The organism is Bacillus sp. FJAT-29790 (genome assembly GCF_019039215.1).
In the GTDB taxonomy this organism is placed as follows: domain Bacteria; phylum Bacillota; class Bacilli; order Bacillales; family Cytobacillaceae; genus Cytobacillus.
This window is the reverse complement of the sequence record NZ_JAHNZZ010000001.1, coordinates 1,684,292-1,701,363: the sequence shown is the minus strand read 5'-3', so window position 1 is coordinate 1,701,363 and position 17,072 is coordinate 1,684,292. Positions and strand designations below refer to the sequence as shown.

The window sequence follows — 17,072 nt, the reverse complement described above, 5'->3', positions numbered from 1 at the left end:
TCCCATCTATAAGTAGCGAGATGAATACAAATAGGTATCCAATTCAGTGAAGGGTTCAAACTCCGGCTGAATAAAGTTAAGCCTCCGGCGGATGCCTCAGATTTTTTAAAGGAATATATCGAGCATGCTAAGGTAAAAATCTGGGCGCAAATACGCCAAGGCGAATTTGATCTAAAAGAGGTGTTGGGGTGTTAAAAAAGTGGGCCATCCCATTCATTGTTGTGATATTTCTTATAGGGTGCTCCTCTTCTTTTTTAGAAAGGAGGACACGTGAGGAAAAACCAGAAAATACTCAACCAAAGAATGTGATTGAAAAAGAAATCGAAAGCAATAAACCGAAAGTACCGGTTCCCTTTAAGTTAGCAAAAGAGGACAAAAACTTCTTATTAATTGGGGTCGACAGCAGGGGAGAAAAAGTTTCCCGTTCAGACGCGATTATGCTGGCACGTTATGAACCGACCGGGAAAACGATTAAGCTCGTCTCCTTAATGAGGGACAGCTATGTGCGGATTCCTGACCATCCTTTCGTATTTAGTAAGCTGAACCATGCGTACTATATGGGCGGGAAGGATTTGCTGAAAAAAACAGTCGAGGATAATTTTGGCGTAAAAATTGATCATATAGCTGTTATCGATTTTAATGGATTTATTCACATCATGGACACGATTGCCCCTAAAGGACTTGATGTGAATGTTACACAGGCAATGATCAAGGATAGGAACCTTAAGGTTGAACCTGGCAGACAAAAGCTTCATGGGGAGGATCTTCTTTCCTATGTCCGTTTTCGACATGATGATCAAAATGATTTCGGCAGGGTCAACAGGCAGCAGGAGATTCTCATCTCGTTAAAAGATCAGGTGGTTAATCAATTTACAACCATCGACGGTATCACAAAATTTCCACAAATCATGAAACAGGCGATGCAAAATATTGAAACCGATTTAAAATTAGCTGATGTATTCGCTTTAAGCGCAAGCTTTCTTTTGAATCCAGTCACAGATGTCCAAACATTAAGAGTGCCAGTTTCAAACAGTTTCCAGGATAAATATGTTCAGCATGCTGGTGCCGTTCTTCAATTGGACTTGAATGAAAATACAGAAGCATTAAATCAATTTTTGAATGAAGGAAGGAAAGCGGGCAAATGAGCCCGCTTTATTTATTTTTGCAAATTTTATCGTTTGTAACGATTAATGAAATCAGATATGATTTTAAGGGAATAGGCAAGAGAGAAAGGGATCTTAAATGATTAAAACAGAAATTTATATTTTAGCCGGTTTTTTAGGGAGCGGAAAAACGACATTATTAAAGCAGCTTTTAGCTGATGAAAAAAAACAAAATCGAAAAGTCGCAGTCATGATGAATGAACTTGGCAAGGTGTCGATTGATTCAAATGAAGTGGACGAGGATGTTCCGCTTAAAGAGCTTCTTGATGGATGTATTTGCTGTACGATCCAGGACAAACTCGAAGCGCAGCTGCAAGGTTTGCTGATGATGGAAAAACCAGAGGTCATCTATATTGAAACAACGGGTGCAGCCCATCCGGTGGAAGTGTTAGACGCTGTGTTGTCCCCGCTTTTTGCCGACAAAATGATCGTTAAAGGGATCATTTCAGTTGTTGACGGGAAGCGCTGGCTTGCACGAAAGTCATTAAGTCCTCAAGTTCAGCAGCTTTTAATCGAACAGGTTCGCCACGCGGATTTAATTTTGCTAAACAAAACGGATGAATTAACGGATGGGGAGCAATCCAAGCTGACGATGGAAATTCAAGGATTGAATTCCCATGCATTCTCGATTTTGACGACCTTTGCGAAAGTGCCCGTCCAAGAAGTAAGGAAATTATCGACAAGCAAAAAAGAGGGTCAAGCCCGTTCACATGTGGCAACGGATTTAAAATTAAGCACATATGTTTACACATTTGAAAACTCGATTGATCAACAGGAATTCGATGCATTTTTGCGGAACTTGCCTGAAACGATTTACCGGATAAAAGGGTATGTGAAATTCCATTCTTCCAAGTATCCATTCCTTTTTCAATTTTCCTATGGCATGCCGCTTTATATGAAAGAAAACATGAATATGCCGCTTAATATGGTTTTTATTGGAGAGAATATCGATTGGTTGCATGTGGAGAAACAACTAAATCAACTCGAAAAAATCTGATCTATGAGATTCGTTTATAAACAATGAAAATCGGCTGATAAACAATGAAAATTCGCTGATAAACCAAAATTCATGACAATGGACACGATTTTTTTCCTTTTTTATAGGACGAATACAACAGGTGTTTTTTAGGAAAACTTTTTGTATGTGTTTATCGCAGATTAACGGGCAGTAAGACCCTTAACGAAAAGACTTAGAGGAATCGAGGAGGGATAAGTAGGGGACAAACTGCCCGTAAAGGCCCGATTGGTTCATCTAACCATCAGTGGGGGGGAAGGCCGACTAAGAACGCCACGTCCTGTGGCAACGTCGGCACTAGTACGTCCTGTACGTAGAAAAGCCCCCACTGATGGAAGATTCACTTTATTCTGAAAAGGAAAATATGATGAAATTGAGTGGAGCGAATGAAAAATGTTATGAGAGTTATTTTGCTTACCGTGGCCCTGTTTGTTAACAGTTCAGTTGTTTTAGCGAAGGATGAAGGTATAGGTGTTCAAATTGAAATGCTTCCATGGGAAAAAGTAAATGGGATTTTGCCGAAATACAGCAAGTTTACTGTATTGGATGTTGAAACAGGAATGAAGTTTAGGGTTCAAAGGCGTGCTGGAAGCAATCATGCGGACGTTCAGCCTTTGACATCGAAAGATACGAAAATAATGAAAGGCATATATAACGGGAAATGGAGCTGGAAACGGAGAGCCATCGTTGTTATTCATCAAGATCAATGGATCGCGGCTTCCATGCATGGGATGCCACACGGTGCGGGGGCATTGGAGAATAACTTTCCCGGTCATTTTTGCATCCATTTTTACGGGAGTACGACCCATCGTACAAAATTTATGGACCTTTCACATAAACTGATGATTTTAAAAGCAGCAGGTAGGTTAGAGGAATATGTTGAGAAAGCCGATCCATATGAATTGATTCATGCCTATGTCTCTGGACTTAAGCAGCAAGATCCACGAATTCTCTCCAGTATTTCCCTGGAACAGGTTAACTGGAAGAAGCCGATTCGTTTAATTGAAAATATTCATTTAAACCGGATGCCTGTTATTCCTACCGAGGATCTTATCGATGAAATAAGTCTGGAAGTGCCAGTGGAAATTGAAATGGTCCTCAAAAACTCGGGAAGAAAGTATTTTAAAGGCCAGATTTATTTAGTTCGCTTTTCCCATGCAGATGCATGGAAAATTGACAGCGTTCGATTTTTACAAGAAAATCATTTCTTTTCGAACAAGAAACAATAAGAAGGCTTGAGAGAAATCTCTCAAGCTTTTCTTATTGCATCTCACCAAATTTAACAAAGGTGCGTTCATCTTCGACCAATCCGCAAGCACCACATTGAACTTTGTATTCTGGTCCTTTATATGCCAGATGGAAGGGACATAAATTCTCACTTGAATATTCCTCAAGAATATCCCCTGATTGCGGATCCATCTTAACAGATTGCGGGATTTGCTTAATGATATTAAACCTTGTTCGATTCGTTTTACAGTTGGGACAGCAGTATGGCGTACTCATGTAAAAGACTCCTTTCAAAATTTACTACAAATATTTTTTGCATATTTGATTTTATTTATGTGAGAATGGTTTTATAGCAAGGCAGTTTTCTAAATGAATTGTTTTTAAAAGGTTTTGTGTGTAGTTGATTGGAGCGGAAGGTGCGAGACTCCAGCGGGAGTAGCGGGACAGGTGAGACCCCACAGGCGCAAGGCGACGAGGAGGCTCACCGCCCGCCCCGCGGAAAGCGAGCAACCTGAGAGCGGAAATCAACTAGACCACATTTTAATTAAATAGCAATAAATTTTACGGAAACAGCTCAATTAGAAAGTGAATTTTTCACAGAAAGGGTAGAAGACATGGAAAAACATTTTGATTTTAATTCTTTGCTTGTTGCGTACCGAACACTTTGGCATAACCGGTTGCTTTCTGCTGAAGACGAACCGGAAATGGTTTTGAAGGAAGCGATTGCTAGAGAGCTAAAGGATGAAAATGCCCATCCAAGAGTGCGTAAGTCTCCCGATGAGAAATTTTATTTAGCGGAAAAAAGGGTGATGGAATCCAGCTTATCTGAAAGAGATAAACATTCATTGATACAGATCCATATTGAAGAAATGCAGAAATTGAAATAAAAAGAAGTTTTTACAAACCTATTTCACAAATTCATCACAAAGCTAGATTAAAATGATAGGAAATACGCATGTTGTAAGGAGATAAGAAGGAAATGCTTATTCTACAAAGATTTGTCATTTTTCTCTTTGCTGTCATTCTGCTCTCTTCATGTTCGGAGAAAAGATTCTCCGCGATTCCAGAGGATCTTTCCGTCGCAGCCACTATTAATATAAAAGATATGTCTGTTTCGTTCATTGATTTGGATAAAATGGAAAGGCTTGTAGACTGGAAATTGGGGAAGCCATACACAGGAGCTGTTATTTTCCCTGATGGGGATACGATTTTATTATTTGGCAAGCAAGTGGAAACCGCAGATCTTTATTCTTTAAAGACGGGGAAGTCGCTCGGCGTTTGGAGAACGGGCAAAGGAATTGTCAATGGGAAACTGCTCCAAACATCCGCAGAAATTGCGTTAGTTGACCAGAATCAAAATAAAATCCGTTTTTTTAATTTAAAAGGGGAAGAACAAGGGCAAATCAGCACGGAGCAAAATCCGCTTACCATTTTAGAAGCGGTGAAGGATAAAAAATTATTTGTGCTTAGCTTCAATAAAAAGCAGCTAACCGTGATCGATTTGGTTAAAAAAGAAAAAATGGCTGGGTTTCAGATCCATCCTTCCGCTGCGGGTGCATGGCTCAATGAAAACAAGAATGAGCTTTGGATCGGAGGCCATGGAGCGGGAATTGAAATTGAAACGGATATTCATGTATATGACTCGGTTTCAGGTGATTTTAAATTTAAGCTTCCTGCCCCACTGATGCCTGTTAATTTTCTTGGAAAAGAAAACTTAATATACGTGCTAAGCCATGGATCAAATATGCTATATAAATTAAATGAGGAAGGTGAAGTGATAGATGCCATTACGGTCGGAGCCAACCCGTTTGAGATGGTTTTTACCGGTGAGAACTTATTAATCGCAGGCTATGACAGCAATGATATTCATATCATCGATCCAGATAAAATGACGATAATCAAAACAATCGCCGTTGGAGACGGACCTTTTCAAATGGTGTTAAGGGAGAGATCATAATGGGTCAAATCAATATCCTGATAATCGATGATGAGGCAGATATGAGGCATCTTGTTGAAATGTATCTTGCAAATTCCGGCTTTAGCTGCTATGAGGCAGCAAGTGGGCAGGAAGGGTATCAAATATTAAAGCGAACACCGATTGATTTAATTCTCCTTGATATTATGATGCCGGATGAGGATGGTTTTCAGGTTTGCACGAAAGTAAGAAAGAAATATGACACCCCGATCATTTTTTTATCAGCAAAAGGGGAGGAGTGGGATAAGGTTAAAGGGCTGCAACTTGGAGGGGATGATTATATTGTTAAACCATTCAGTCCTGGCGAGCTTATGGCTAGAATTCATGCTGTATTAAGAAGGACAGGCATGACGAAGAGTGAATCTAACATGCAGATTAGGCAAATTTCAATTAATCGCATGGCACGAAGTGTAATGGTTGGAGGTGAAATCATCGCTTTAACGCTTAAGGAGTTTGAGCTTTTGGTGTTTTTAGTTGATCATCCATCACAGGCTTTAAGCCGGGAACAACTTCTTGAGCGCGTTTGGGGGATGGATTATTTAGGGAGCCTTCGAACTGTCGATACTCATATAAAAACGCTCAGGATGAAGCTTGGGGTTGGTGATTATATTCAAACCGTTTGGGGAATTGGCTATAAATTTGAGGTGCCAGCTGAATGAAATTTTTCACGGACAGTCTCGCGAAAAAGCTCTGGCTGACAATTACGGCTGCCATTGTAATTACGATTTCATACTCACACTTCTTATCGTATCTTTTTTATGAAAAACTATATGTCGAAAATGTTGAGACGGCTTTGTTAGAAGAAGGAAAACGACTAGCCTTTGATTACGAGGGCGGGCCATTAACAGATGAATTAAAAGATAAAATCGATTGGTATAGTTCAAAATCTGAAGCAGACATTTTCATTGTCAATAATCCGCGGGAATTAAGTGCCTGCCTTCCATTTGAAATTGATTACCAATCACTAATTAATGGGGCGGAAAGGGAAGAGCTGCTGAAAGGAAATCCGATTCAGAAAATGGGGTATGAGGAAAGGTTTGATCGCAAAATATTGGCAGTTATTATTCCTCTTCTTGATGAGAATCGGCTTGAAGGCATTATTTATTTATATTTGCCATTAGCGAAAATTTCCGAAGTAACCACTGATTTTCAGTATTTATGGATGATTGCCGCTTTTCTGTTTGTCGTCATCGCCATGTTCTTCGGGACGCTGCTAGTTCGAAGGCTAACGAAACCGCTGGTAGATATGAAGCATGCAGCAGACCGTGTCTCGAAAGGAGATTATTCGGTTAAAATCACCAATCATGCAAAAGACGAAATTGGCCAGCTTGCCAATGCTTTCAACCATATGTCCGCATCGATTCAAAAAGAGGACGAGCGTAAAAAGGAGTTTCTCGCCGATGTCTCTCATGAACTAAGAACCCCCATTAGCTATGTAAAGGGATATAGTGACGCACTCGTTTCAGGAATCGTAAAAACAGAAGCGGACAGCAATAAGTATTTAAGCTTAATTCATCGGGAAGCAGGAAGAATGGAGAGGCTTGTAGGAGACCTCCTTGATCTTTCAAAGCTTGACTCAGAAGAATATCGGTTGGAAAAAATGCCGCTCCCACTCGCACAGCTAATCGAAGAGTCACTCCAAAAGTATGGTCCCATCATAAAAGAAAAGAAATTGCAGCTCCATTGTGAACTAGATCCTGAGATTATCATTAATGGGGATGAGGGACGGATTGAACAGGTTATACAAAACATAATGGATAATTCCCTGCGATACACAGAAAACGGGGAGATCACGCTCAATCTTTTCAAAACGTCAGAAGGCTGCTGCCTTGAAATTAAAGACACAGGAATTGGGATACCTGAAGAAGACTTGGACAAAATCAAACAGCGTTTTTTCAGAGTGAATAAAGCAAGAACGAGAACTGATGGTGGAACTGGCTTAGGGCTCGCGATCGCCGAAAAGCTTGTCCATTTGCATGAAGGTACTCTGACGATTGCGAGCATCATCACAAAAGGAACAGTCGTTCAAATTAAGCTGCCTGTAATTGAGACATAAGTTTCTTGATAATAAAGTTGGGTAATTTACAAAAAAGTTGTTTAAAAACGCTAGTTAAAATTATGTATCAAGGTATTTTCGGGGAGGGTGTTTACTAAAATGTATTTTGCCTTGCTCTGTATTCTGGAATCGGGCGCTTTTCTGAAATAAGGAAAGCGTCTTTCTTCATAAAAGGGCTAGTTAATTGAATAAAAAGCGATGACAAAAAAATAAAGGAAATGCATTAGCAATCGAGAAGAAGTCCATAGCGATTGTGTGTAATAATCTTAAGAAAACAAAAGAGGGGAGAAGACTATATGAAAAAAATGGATACGTAAGGGATTCACAATTTTATCATTATGAATTAAGTTTGACTTAATAACTGTCTGATCCATTATTAGATTATAGGGCGCTTTTAAGGAGTAAATTTGGTGACGGTTTAGGCAAAAAAGGAATAGAACAAGGATGTTTTTATTTTATTAATAAAAAATAAAGAGAACAATGGGATGAGGTAGAATATCCTTAATTAAGTTTCTAACACATTAATCCTCACAAGCATCTTCCATATGTTCTTCAATCTAAAATTTATTTATGTCCTTGTCTATAAAAAAGGTAAGCGAATTTGAATATCGCTTACCTTTTCATTTATTTTGCTGGAATGATTAGCTTTTGGCCCACGTAAAGGTACATATTCGGATCCAGCTTATTGGCATCTACAATTGCTTGGGTGGTTACACCAAATTTTTGAGCAATTTTCCATAGCATATCACCGGATACAACCGTATAAGTGGTTGTCGTTGGCTGTACGGGTTGCGCTGTAGTTGGAATGATTAGCTTTTGACCTACGTAAAGGTACGCAGTTGGATCTAGTTTATTGGCGTCTACAATTGCTTGGGTGGTTACACCAAATTTTTGAGCAATTTTCCATAGCATATCACCAGATACAACCGAATACGTGGTTGTCGTTGGCTGTACAGGTTGCGCTGTAGTTGGAATGATTAACTTTTGACCTACGTAAAGGTACGCAGTTGGATCCAGCTTATTGGTATCTACAATTGCTTGGGTGGTTACACCAAATTTTTGAGCAATCTTCCATAGTGTATCACCGGATACAACTGTATAAGTGGTTGTCGTTGGCTGTACAGGTTGTGCTGTAGTTGGAATGATTAGCTTTTGACCTACGTAAAGGTACGCAGTTGGATCCAGCTTATTGGCGTCTACAATTGCTTGGGTGGTGACACCGAATTTTTGGGCAATCTTCCACAAAGTATCGCCGCTAACCACTGTATATTTAGTTGTCTGGCCTGCCGCAGACGGTTCAGTAACAATTTCAACATCACTCGCACTGATTGTTCCAGTAACTCCATCTTTAACAAGAACGATGTAGTTGCCGTTCTCTAGCGTTTCCGACATCAGAGGGAAAGTATCGCCTTTTACCGCCGTATATCCTTGGCCTAAAGGATCAACACTCATTTTCGCTGTATCACTGATGACGCGCACTCTTTTTACAGGTTGCATAGATTTGATTTCAGTGCTGTTTTCCACTCTAACAGCGCTAGGAAATGTAATATAGCCGCTATTCGGACCCTCTATTACTAATAGTTTTATAAAATAGCTTCCGTTAGGCACCTTGCCGCCCATCATGTCTGTGCCATCCCATTCGAAAGAATGAGTGCCAGCCTCGAATGCTTGTTCGCTTACTATATTTTTGACATGGGCCCCGGCAGCATTCGCAATATAAACGGATATTTTCACAGGTTCTGCAAGTGTAAATTGTCCAGTGGTCTTATCGTTTATTCCGTCGCCATCAGGAGTGAAAACGGACGATTGAAAGGAAGCATCTGTAACAATTTCCTTTAATCTTGATACCGGAATATAATAATCGCCATTTTTGATGGTAATTGTACCTGATCGCCAGATTAATGGCGTAGTGGAAGGATAGTTATAGGCTGTCTCGATTGTTTTAAATACAATCTCGTAGTTACCGTCTGATACAATTCTTCTTGTTTTATCTGTTCCGTTCCAGTTTACAACATGGCTTCCAGAAGCAAGGGTTTCTTTGCTGCCAGCATAGATTTCATCTCCGTTTTGATTACGGATTGTAAGCTGAACTTCCGCAGGACGATTCAAGTTAAACGGAATTTGAACCGATTGTGTTTGTCCGTATTTAGGTGAAAACATTGGTGGATTCGGAGAAACACCAGCAATCAGTGGCTTAGGGCTTGATTCCGACACAACAGTGAGTTTCCCAAGCGGATATCCTTGCATTTGATTGTATTCCTGGTCGGTTAAATACCCCTTAATTTGGTATTCACCTGCGGGAAGTGGTGCTTTTTTCGTATCATCCCATGGCACCCAATCTACCTTGTGTCCAGTTTTAAATGCAGTAGTAGATAAATTGATTATGGTTTGTGTGCCATTCCCAACAACAAGAAGATACCCACGTGTTGGTATGCTAGTTTGTAACTCAACCGTTGTGTAGCCAGGTACATTACTACCCTGGTAGGCAACGGTAGCAGAAGAGAGACCAAAGGACGTAACCTCAGCCATTGCAGACGCAAGCTGCGGATGGATAAAGGCAACGGTCATGATAAAAACAGTGATGAATCCTTTGATAATATTTTTCACTTATGCTGCTCCTTTTATGTAAGTTTAATATAAAGCAAATAAATTATATTAATCTTAAAAAAGCCTTGCAACGCTTAAAATTTACCAACGAAAATAGAATATAAAATGATTTTTATCATTATTTAAAATTGGGGTACGGAAACGCTTCAAAGAACGAGGTAAAAGCAAAGCAAAGGATAAAAACTGAACTTTTAATGGCAATAAAATATTCCATTTAAGGGCGCTATTCTAAAAGAAGGAAGCGTCTTTCTTCATGAAAAGGTCCAGATTGTGGAATAAGTAAGTTAACATATAGCCGGATTGTCGTGTCTTCACTTTTACTATTAATGATTTCCAATGGCGTTTCTTTATTTATGCATAAAAAAACTGAATGCTGAAACAGGAAGAAATTATTGAAATAACTGATTATTCCGATTATAATTCAACTATTCAATAAAGTACTTGAATAGAGTGGGCGGTGAGTAAACTTGCATAATGAACGAAATTTAAAAGATTTATTGTATCAAGAGTTCGCAAGAATTGGTAAAAGCCTTTCAAGTCCAAAACGCTTGGAGATTCTTGATATTTTATCCCAAGGTCCGAAGTCGGTGGAGGCATTATCAAAAGCAACAACTATGTCTGTGGCGAATGTATCACAACATTTACAAACGCTTGCAAATTCTAGATTGGTAAAGTTTCAGAAGAAAGGGAACTACGTCATCTACGAACTAGCAGATGCTGCTATATCGAATTTTTTAACTTCCTTGCATACATTATCAGAAAAACAGTTCGTCCAAGTTCAACAAATTAAACAAGAGTTCTTAAATGCCAATCTTGGCATGGATGGGGTTTCACTTTCAGAAATTCAAGAACGCATGGAAAAAGGTGAAGTTATTTTGTTGGATGTAAGACCTAAAGAGGAGTATGAAGAAGCTCATATTCCTGGTGCTGTTTCTATGCCAATTGAAGAGTTAAGGGAGAAGCTTTCTACATTACCAGCCAATTGTGATGTGGTTGCTTATTGCCGAGGTTGTTACTGTTTAATGTCGGTGGAAGCTGTTGAACTTTTAAAGTCCAGAGGTGTTAATGCTTTTCGTTTAGAGGAAGGGATACATGATTGGAAGAAACTACAAATAATAAATGAATTGAGGTTTAACCAATGTCTAGTAAAGCCTATCAATTGAACGAGAGTTATGTAGTTTCTCATGAAAAACAAAAAGCGTTATACAAACGTACATTAATTATTGTAAGTATTTCACAAATCTTTGGTGGTGCAGGTTTAGCAGCTGGAATTACAGTGGGTGCACTTCTTGCACAGCAAATGCTGGGCACGGACGCATTTGCTGGACTTCCTTCAGCTCTATTTACTTTAGGGTCAGCAGGGGCTGCTTTAATCGTAGGGAGACTTTCTCAACGTTATGGTCGTCGTACAGGTCTAACAGCTGGTTTTATCATAGGTGGACTTGGAGCAATAGGAGTCATAATGGCAGCTATAATAAATAGCGTTTTCCTGCTATTTGCTTCTCTACTTATATACGGGGCAGGAACAGCGACAAATTTACAAGCTCGCTACGCGGGTACGGACTTAGCAAACAATAAACAGCGAGCAACTGCTATTAGTATTACTATGGTTTTTACAACATTTGGAGCTGTTGCAGGTCCGAATTTAGTGAATATAATGGGGAATTACGCTCTTTCTATTGGTGTTCCATCACTTGCTGGTCCTTTCATTTTGTCAGCAGCAGCATATATCTTAGCAGGTCTTGTACTTTTCATAATGCTTCGTCCAGATCCGTTAGTTATAGCAAGAATGATAGAAGCGTCCGAGCAAGTACAAAATGCTAAAGGACTTTCGGCATCCTCTGACCAAGCAGAGAACAAAAGAGGTGTTATCGTTGGTGCCGCGATTATGGTTCTTACTCAAATTGTAATGGTTGCCATTATGACAATGACCCCAGTCCATATGAGACATCATGGACATAGCTTGGGTGAAATAGGTTTAGTTATTGGATTTCATATAGGTGCAATGTATCTCCCTTCACTGGTTACAGGTGTCCTTGTCGATAAGTTTGGTCGTACTGCTATGGCAATCGCGTCTGGATCTACCTTGCTTTTGGCAGGTTTAATCTCAGCGATTGCACCAGGTGATTCTATTATACTCCTAGTAATTGCTCTTTCTTTACTTGGATTAGGATGGAATTTTGGTTTAATAAGTGGGACTGCTCTAATTGTTGATTCAACTGAAACTTCAACACGGGCTAAAACTCAAGGTACAGTGGATGTTTTAATTGCATTATCAGGGGCTTCTGGTGGAGCTTTATCTGGAATGATTGTGGCTGGTTCAAGCTATACAACATTATCATTTATTGGAGGAATATTATCATTATTATTGATTCCAGTGGTTATCTGGTCTCGAAAAAGTAAAAGATAAAATAACCAATTTCTATACGAAATCAGTTTTTGTTGAATTAATAGGTTTGTAGGTACATTTTCTCCTCCAAAATTATAGCTGAAATATTCAATGGTTTATCAAATTAAAGGGCGCAATTCTTGAAGAGGAATTGTGCTTTTTTTAGTAATCGGGCCATATTGCGGAAAAAATCATTAAAGACCAGAAGATTAATTATTCTTAACAAGTTATACTGTAATTAAATAATGTAATGAAATGTGGAGGTTAAATGAATCAGAGAATAAACAAATACAATCAGCCAATTGGTGAGGAGTTGTCCAATTGGCAGAAAAGACAATTCCCTTCTGATATGTATTATGTCGGAAAGTATACCATTGTCACTAGATTATCTCGTACACATACTAAAGAACTTTATAACGCCTATAAAAATTCTCACCCTAGTAATTGGACCTATTTACCTGATGAGCCACCTCAAAACTATGAAGCATTTCAACAGACATTACTAGAAAAAATAGAAAGCAGTACACACATCTATTATGCCGTGTTAAATAAAGAGACAAACAAACCGCTTGGGATCTTTAGTTTAATGAGGATAGATCAGGCAAATGGGGTAATCGAAGTAGGAAGTATTAATTTTTCGGATGCATTAAAAAGAACAAGAATGTCTACCGAAGCACACTATTTATTAGCAATGTATGTATTCGAAGAACTTCAATACCGACGCTATGAATGGAAATGTGATTCCCTTAATGCTCCCTCCATTCAAACAGCGGAACGTTTAGGATTTAAGTATGAAGGCACCTTCAGAAATGCCGTTATCTATAAAAGCCGCTCACGAAACACCAACTGGTTTTCAATGCTAATAGAAGAATGGTCTCTACATAAACAAGCATTAACTCAATGGTTGGCAGAAGAGAACTTTGATGACAAAGGAGTTCAAGTTCAAAGATTAGAAGTATTTAAGCAATAAGAACAAAATTACTTGCTTATTTATTAAAGCAAACGGCCGTGATTGCGACACAGGGATTGCCCACTTTCTTGAACAATGGGACCAGAAGGTTTAACAGTATTTGTCTAACTAGGGGAAGGTGGAATATGGTTCCAACAATAAATAACCTAATAATTAGTTGCCATCGCTCACTGTTGGGAGCATTCCTATTGGATTAAGGGGACTTACAGTAAAGTTAGAAAACAATGTACTGTACTGGAAATGTTACTTTGACGGGGAACCAAATGATGATGAAAAGGAAATATTGAGTATAGCTTGTACGGAGGTAATAGCTGATATTCCTATAATTGCAGAATGTAAAGAAGAGTATATATAAATCGCAGGTATCCATTAGAAATGGAGAAATTGCAGTTTTGGGCATTTCATCGATGGGAACAAAGTTAAACATTATTCAGCTAACGGGCGCTATCCTTGAAAAAGAAGGATAAGCGCTCATTTTCCATTTAAGGACAATTTAATTGAATAAGACTACACAAAAAGTCGCGATCCCTTACGTAAGGAAAGCGATTTTTTTGATTGATTTATCCCTTGTTATCAAGCTTTTTACTTTAAGTTCCTTTGACTAATTTTGAAAATGTTGTTGACTATTCAGTTGAACTGTATTATTTTATTATTAAGTTGAACTATATAGTCAAACTGAATAGAGGGTGAGGATATGAAACATAAATTATTACCGTTGTCTGAAACCATGCATTATATTTTATTAGCTTTGCGTGAGCCACTCCATGGCTATGCCGTAATGCAGAAGATAGAAAAGATAAGTAACGGTACTGTTATTTTAGCAGCTGGTACATTATACGGTGCGATTGAAAACTTGAATAAGCATGGCTGGATTGAACCTGTTGGAGAGTCAGGTCGGAGAAAAGTTTATATGATAACTGCAGAAGGAAGCGCCATTTTGAAAATGGAACAAAACAGGTTATTGCATATTTTATCCCTGTACGAAGGAAGTGAATCGAATGAAGAAATTTAAGATGTTTTTTGATATTGAAAAAGAGGAGCAATGGCTGAACAAGCAATTACAAAAAGGCTATCGTTGTACAAATATTAGTGGATTAGGAATATACACTTTCGAAAAAACCGACAAGAGATATGTGATGCGACTGGATTATCAAGATTATTTATCAAAGAAAAAGTTCAAAGATTACAAAGGGATATATGAAGACTTCGGTTGGATTTATATAAATGGCTCCTGGATTGGTGGAATTCGATATTGGCAAAAAGAAGATGATGATCAAAATGAAATCTTCTCGGATCGCCAATCAAAGAATAATTATTATAAAAGATTGATGGGTTATTCATCTGGTTTAGGTTTACTGTTATTGACTTTTTCTTATATGCTTTACAAGGATTCAGGTTTATATTTAACTGAAGGTCTTTGGAGTATGAAAGGTGAATTATTTTGGAAAGCATTTTTATTTGAAACTCCATTTGCCCTTTTGAGGTCGCTTCCCGCCCTTATGGTTGTTTTCTTTGGTAGCAGTTTCTATAAAGCTTATCGAAAGTATTCAATGTTAAAAGAAAAATAATGCGAGAAGGTTAATTATGAACTTTTTTTAATTCAAAGAAGTAATTGAGGATAATGTATCTACCACAGTCGGGCGCTTTAACGGAAAAAAAGAAGCGCCCTAAATTTCATTATCGGGCCATTTAATGGAGAGAGAATCTCGGGAAAATTGAACTCCCGAAGAAGTGTTCAGCGCTTCAGTTCAAAAAGGTAAAATCCATAATCTGTGGAAGCACCAGTATAACCCATTTGCCTAAGCATTGCGGTAATATTACCACGGTGATATGTGCCGTGATTAACCACGTGCCTAACGAGATCGTTGTAATTAGCCCGCAACACACCGAATTTAAGCGGATACTCAGATATTGCCTCTAACTCAAATTGGTGGTTCAAGATAAACTCTTCATATCGAGCCGCTGTTTTAGCAAAGTAAGCCTCAAATGCGTCAAGCGTGGCATCGTTTACCTCTTCACGCGAGCTCGTCATTGCAGCATAGATCTCCTCAGGACTTTCATGGGCCATTATACTGAGCCATGTATTATCCACAGAATAGATATGTCCTAATACGTCGCTGATGGTAGGAAATACACTTTCTAGTGGTCTACGGTATAGATCACCAGGAAGTTTTTTTAAATGATCAAAAACTCTTTTATTAGCCCAAACATGGTAACTAAATTGCTCAAGCGTATCGTTCATTATATCCCTCCTAGATCCTGATGTTTTTTCCAATAGTCATCGAAATGGATCCTTCAACTATTATTATGCACGATGAAATGAATCCTTCAACCATTATGCATGATCTTTTTTTTGGGGGAGGAATTCCCTTAACCATTCCTTCTGTCGCTAACAGGGGCGTTACTTGAATAAACATATGTGATTTTATGACTAATGTTATATTTTAGTTATTCAATTAAACCAGCTAATAGAAGTTGATTGTTATTCAATAATAAGGTGCTTAAAAGGAATCAGGATCCGGAAATAATCCACCTTTTTTATAAAAGAATGCTTCAATAAATATATTAATAGCTTATTTTGATCAATCTTTTTTCTTTTTCCTCACTCCATTTTTATAGTATTATCCTTTCATGTATGATCCTTTATTTATTGGACAATTTAAAAATAATCACAATTTGGAGGGATATTAGTGAAAAAAGAGGATGAAAAAATATCAGAAGGTTTAAATCAGATATTTGAAATCATTAATGCTAAAGGTGACACAGAAGAGTTAAAAAAAATTGTCAAAACACCTGATAACCAATCAAAAGATAACAAATAACCTTGAGGAACTATTATCCTCTATTTTTAACCCTTTTACTTCAGTACCGTATTTACCCTCTTATTGTTAGAAGGATCCTGCCACGTTAATATTAAAAATCCATTATTAGTTAATGGGTCTCTCAAAAATCAATTCAAAGTAAGAAGCCGTTCCTATCCCAGACGTTGCTATTTCAGGAGCTACTTATTGTACAAATCTCCAGCCGGCTTTTGCCTTTTTTTGTATGACATCTTGATAGTTTAGTTTTGGTTTAGCTGGACAGCTTCGATACGGTTCGCAATTATATTGATACTGTGAACTTAATTTTACGAAAAGGGGCAGTTTCTGCGCAAAAAGGAGAACGGCTCATTATTCCGATCGACATGAGAGATGGTTCAATTTTGGCAGTGGGTAAAGGTAATATGGATTTGAATTCTTCAGCGCCACATGGGGCAGGCCGCGTCTTAAGCCGCACAAAAGCAATGAAAACCTTAAATATGGACGACTTTCATAAAACAATGGAGGGTGTCTGGACTACATCAGTTTCTAAAGAAACACTTGATGAAGCGCCAATGGCCTCCAAGCCAATGAATGAAATTTTAGAAAAAATCAAAAGAAACATCCGAGATTGCTTGCTTTATTAAACTAGTTTATAACTTCAAAGCCAGCTAAAAGTATACACCTGGAAGATATAAAAAATCATAGTGTCAACTGTAGAGAGACTCCTTTAGTCTCTCTTTTAATCGTTCCCCATAAGACGCTTTATATAAAAAAGCAGTCAAAAGTAATTGTGCTTTACTTATTAAGCAAAACCAGCTAATAGTTTGTCAAGATTTTTCAATAAAAAATGTAAAACGTACATGATATAC

Annotated in this window: 17 protein-coding genes and 1 pseudogene; 15 read left to right on the top strand and 3 right to left on the bottom strand. The window is 38.2% G+C overall.

Annotation, left to right across the window (positions count from 1 at the left end; genetic code table 11):
- Window positions 1-188 precede the first annotated feature (188 nt).
- The 3 genes from BGM26_RS07980 (at window position 189) to BGM26_RS07970 (ending at window position 3,407) form a co-directional block, all read left to right on the top strand.
- Window positions 189-1,145, top strand: coding sequence for an LCP family protein (locus BGM26_RS07980; RefSeq protein ID WP_367949284.1), 957 nt, complete (start codon window positions 189-191; stop codon window positions 1,143-1,145).
- Window positions 1,146-1,242: 97 nt separating this feature from the next.
- Window positions 1,243-2,160, top strand: coding sequence for a CobW family GTP-binding protein (locus BGM26_RS07975; RefSeq protein ID WP_217039254.1), 918 nt, complete (start codon window positions 1,243-1,245; stop codon window positions 2,158-2,160).
- Window positions 2,161-2,564: 404 nt separating this feature from the next.
- Window positions 2,565-3,407 (top strand): hypothetical protein, encoded by an 843-nt coding sequence (locus BGM26_RS07970; protein ID WP_217039253.1) that lies wholly within the window; start codon window positions 2,565-2,567, stop codon window positions 3,405-3,407.
- A gap of 31 nt (window positions 3,408-3,438) precedes the next feature.
- Here BGM26_RS07970 and BGM26_RS07965 read toward each other — a convergent pair whose 3' ends face one another.
- Window positions 3,439-3,681 carry a DNA alkylation repair protein gene (locus BGM26_RS07965; protein ID WP_217039252.1) on the bottom strand — a complete coding sequence of 81 codons (243 nt, stop codon included), beginning with the start codon at window positions 3,679-3,681 and terminating at the stop codon, window positions 3,439-3,441.
- Window positions 3,682-4,019: 338 nt separating this feature from the next.
- Here BGM26_RS07965 and BGM26_RS07960 point away from each other — a divergent pair, with 338 nt between their 5' ends.
- The 4 genes from BGM26_RS07960 to BGM26_RS07945 all read left to right on the top strand — a co-directional run bounded on the left by BGM26_RS07960 (window position 4,020) and on the right by BGM26_RS07945 (window position 7,436).
- A complete protein-coding gene (locus tag BGM26_RS07960; RefSeq protein ID WP_217039251.1) occupies window positions 4,020-4,292 on the top strand; it encodes a hypothetical protein in 273 nt (90 codons plus the stop codon).
- Between the two features lie 92 nt (window positions 4,293-4,384).
- Window positions 4,385-5,362: a YncE family protein gene (locus BGM26_RS07955; protein WP_217039250.1), complete on the top strand. Its 978-nt coding sequence runs from the start codon at window positions 4,385-4,387 to the stop codon at window positions 5,360-5,362.
- Window positions 5,362-6,039, top strand: coding sequence for a response regulator transcription factor (locus tag BGM26_RS07950; RefSeq protein WP_217039249.1), 678 nt, complete (start codon window positions 5,362-5,364; stop codon window positions 6,037-6,039). Before BGM26_RS07955 ends, BGM26_RS07950 begins: the two co-directional genes overlap by 1 nt.
- Window positions 6,036-7,436, top strand: coding sequence for a sensor histidine kinase (locus tag BGM26_RS07945; RefSeq protein ID WP_217039248.1), 1,401 nt, complete (start codon window positions 6,036-6,038; stop codon window positions 7,434-7,436). The genes BGM26_RS07950 and BGM26_RS07945 overlap by 4 nt, the downstream gene beginning before the upstream one ends.
- Before the next feature lie 624 nt (window positions 7,437-8,060).
- Here the strand turns inward: BGM26_RS07945 and BGM26_RS07940 are convergent.
- On the bottom strand, window positions 8,061-10,043 hold the full coding sequence (locus BGM26_RS07940; protein WP_217039247.1) for a LysM peptidoglycan-binding domain-containing protein: 1,983 nt from the start codon (window positions 10,041-10,043) through the stop codon (window positions 8,061-8,063).
- Window positions 10,044-10,510: 467 nt separating this feature from the next.
- Between BGM26_RS07940 and BGM26_RS07935 the strand changes: the two genes are divergently transcribed.
- The 6 genes from BGM26_RS07935 (at window position 10,511) to BGM26_RS07915 (ending at window position 14,970) form a co-directional block, all read left to right on the top strand.
- On the top strand, window positions 10,511-11,206 hold the full coding sequence (locus tag BGM26_RS07935) for an ArsR/SmtB family transcription factor (protein ID WP_217039246.1): 696 nt from the start codon (window positions 10,511-10,513) through the stop codon (window positions 11,204-11,206).
- Window positions 11,182-12,453, top strand: a complete 1,272-nt coding sequence (locus tag BGM26_RS07930; protein ID WP_217039245.1) for an MFS transporter — start codon at window positions 11,182-11,184, stop codon at window positions 12,451-12,453. Before BGM26_RS07935 ends, BGM26_RS07930 begins: the two co-directional genes overlap by 25 nt.
- Before the next feature lie 247 nt (window positions 12,454-12,700).
- Window positions 12,701-13,402, top strand: coding sequence for a GNAT family N-acetyltransferase (locus tag BGM26_RS07925; protein ID WP_217039244.1), 702 nt, complete (start codon window positions 12,701-12,703; stop codon window positions 13,400-13,402).
- A gap of 157 nt (window positions 13,403-13,559) precedes the next feature.
- Window positions 13,560-13,757: a MafI2 family immunity protein gene (locus tag BGM26_RS21920; RefSeq protein ID WP_483297774.1), complete on the top strand. Its 198-nt coding sequence runs from the start codon at window positions 13,560-13,562 to the stop codon at window positions 13,755-13,757.
- Between the two features lie 339 nt (window positions 13,758-14,096).
- On the top strand, window positions 14,097-14,414 hold the full coding sequence (locus BGM26_RS07920; RefSeq protein ID WP_097969645.1) for a PadR family transcriptional regulator: 318 nt from the start codon (window positions 14,097-14,099) through the stop codon (window positions 14,412-14,414).
- Window positions 14,401-14,970 (top strand): DUF2812 domain-containing protein, encoded by a 570-nt coding sequence (locus tag BGM26_RS07915; RefSeq protein ID WP_217039243.1) that lies wholly within the window; start codon window positions 14,401-14,403, stop codon window positions 14,968-14,970. Before BGM26_RS07920 ends, BGM26_RS07915 begins: the two co-directional genes overlap by 14 nt.
- A 167-nt stretch (window positions 14,971-15,137) precedes the next feature.
- Here the strand turns inward: BGM26_RS07915 and BGM26_RS07910 are convergent, their stop codons facing one another.
- Window positions 15,138-15,644, bottom strand: a complete 507-nt coding sequence (locus tag BGM26_RS07910; protein WP_217039242.1) for a DinB family protein — start codon at window positions 15,642-15,644, stop codon at window positions 15,138-15,140.
- 448 nt (window positions 15,645-16,092) lie between these two features.
- On the opposite strand from BGM26_RS07910, the gene BGM26_RS21675 reads away from it, so the two are divergent.
- A complete protein-coding gene (locus tag BGM26_RS21675; RefSeq protein WP_367949283.1) occupies window positions 16,093-16,224 on the top strand; it encodes a hypothetical protein in 132 nt (43 codons plus the stop codon).
- 257 nt (window positions 16,225-16,481) lie between these two features.
- Window positions 16,482-16,875, top strand: a pseudogene (locus BGM26_RS07905) (RtcB family protein); the annotation flags it as partial.
- Window positions 16,876-17,072: the final 197 nt, after the last annotated feature.

What these genes read in the sequence shown, in the direction of transcription:
- BGM26_RS07975 (WP_217039254.1), top strand. Translation starts at nt 1,243, where the DNA reads ATGATTAAAACAGAAATTTATATTTTAGCCGGTTTTTTAGGGAGCGGA.
- BGM26_RS07955 (WP_217039250.1), top strand. Translation starts at nt 4,385, where the DNA reads ATGCTTATTCTACAAAGATTTGTCATTTTTCTCTTTGCTGTCATTCTG.
- BGM26_RS07910 (WP_217039242.1), bottom strand. Translation starts at nt 15,644, where the DNA reads ATGAACGATACGCTTGAGCAATTTAGTTACCATGTTTGGGCTAATAAA.
- BGM26_RS07920 (WP_097969645.1), top strand. Translation starts at nt 14,097, where the DNA reads ATGAAACATAAATTATTACCGTTGTCTGAAACCATGCATTATATTTTA.
- BGM26_RS07930 (WP_217039245.1), top strand. Translation starts at nt 11,182, where the DNA reads ATGTCTAGTAAAGCCTATCAATTGAACGAGAGTTATGTAGTTTCTCAT.
- BGM26_RS07970 (WP_217039253.1), top strand. Translation starts at nt 2,565, where the DNA reads ATGAAAAATGTTATGAGAGTTATTTTGCTTACCGTGGCCCTGTTTGTT.
- BGM26_RS07915 (WP_217039243.1), top strand. Translation starts at nt 14,401, where the DNA reads ATGAAGAAATTTAAGATGTTTTTTGATATTGAAAAAGAGGAGCAATGG.
- BGM26_RS07945 (WP_217039248.1), top strand. Translation starts at nt 6,036, where the DNA reads ATGAAATTTTTCACGGACAGTCTCGCGAAAAAGCTCTGGCTGACAATT.
- BGM26_RS07925 (WP_217039244.1), top strand. Translation starts at nt 12,701, where the DNA reads ATGAATCAGAGAATAAACAAATACAATCAGCCAATTGGTGAGGAGTTG.
- BGM26_RS07960 (WP_217039251.1), top strand. Translation starts at nt 4,020, where the DNA reads ATGGAAAAACATTTTGATTTTAATTCTTTGCTTGTTGCGTACCGAACA.
- BGM26_RS07950 (WP_217039249.1), top strand. Translation starts at nt 5,362, where the DNA reads ATGGGTCAAATCAATATCCTGATAATCGATGATGAGGCAGATATGAGG.
- BGM26_RS07965 (WP_217039252.1), bottom strand. Translation starts at nt 3,681, where the DNA reads ATGAGTACGCCATACTGCTGTCCCAACTGTAAAACGAATCGAACAAGG.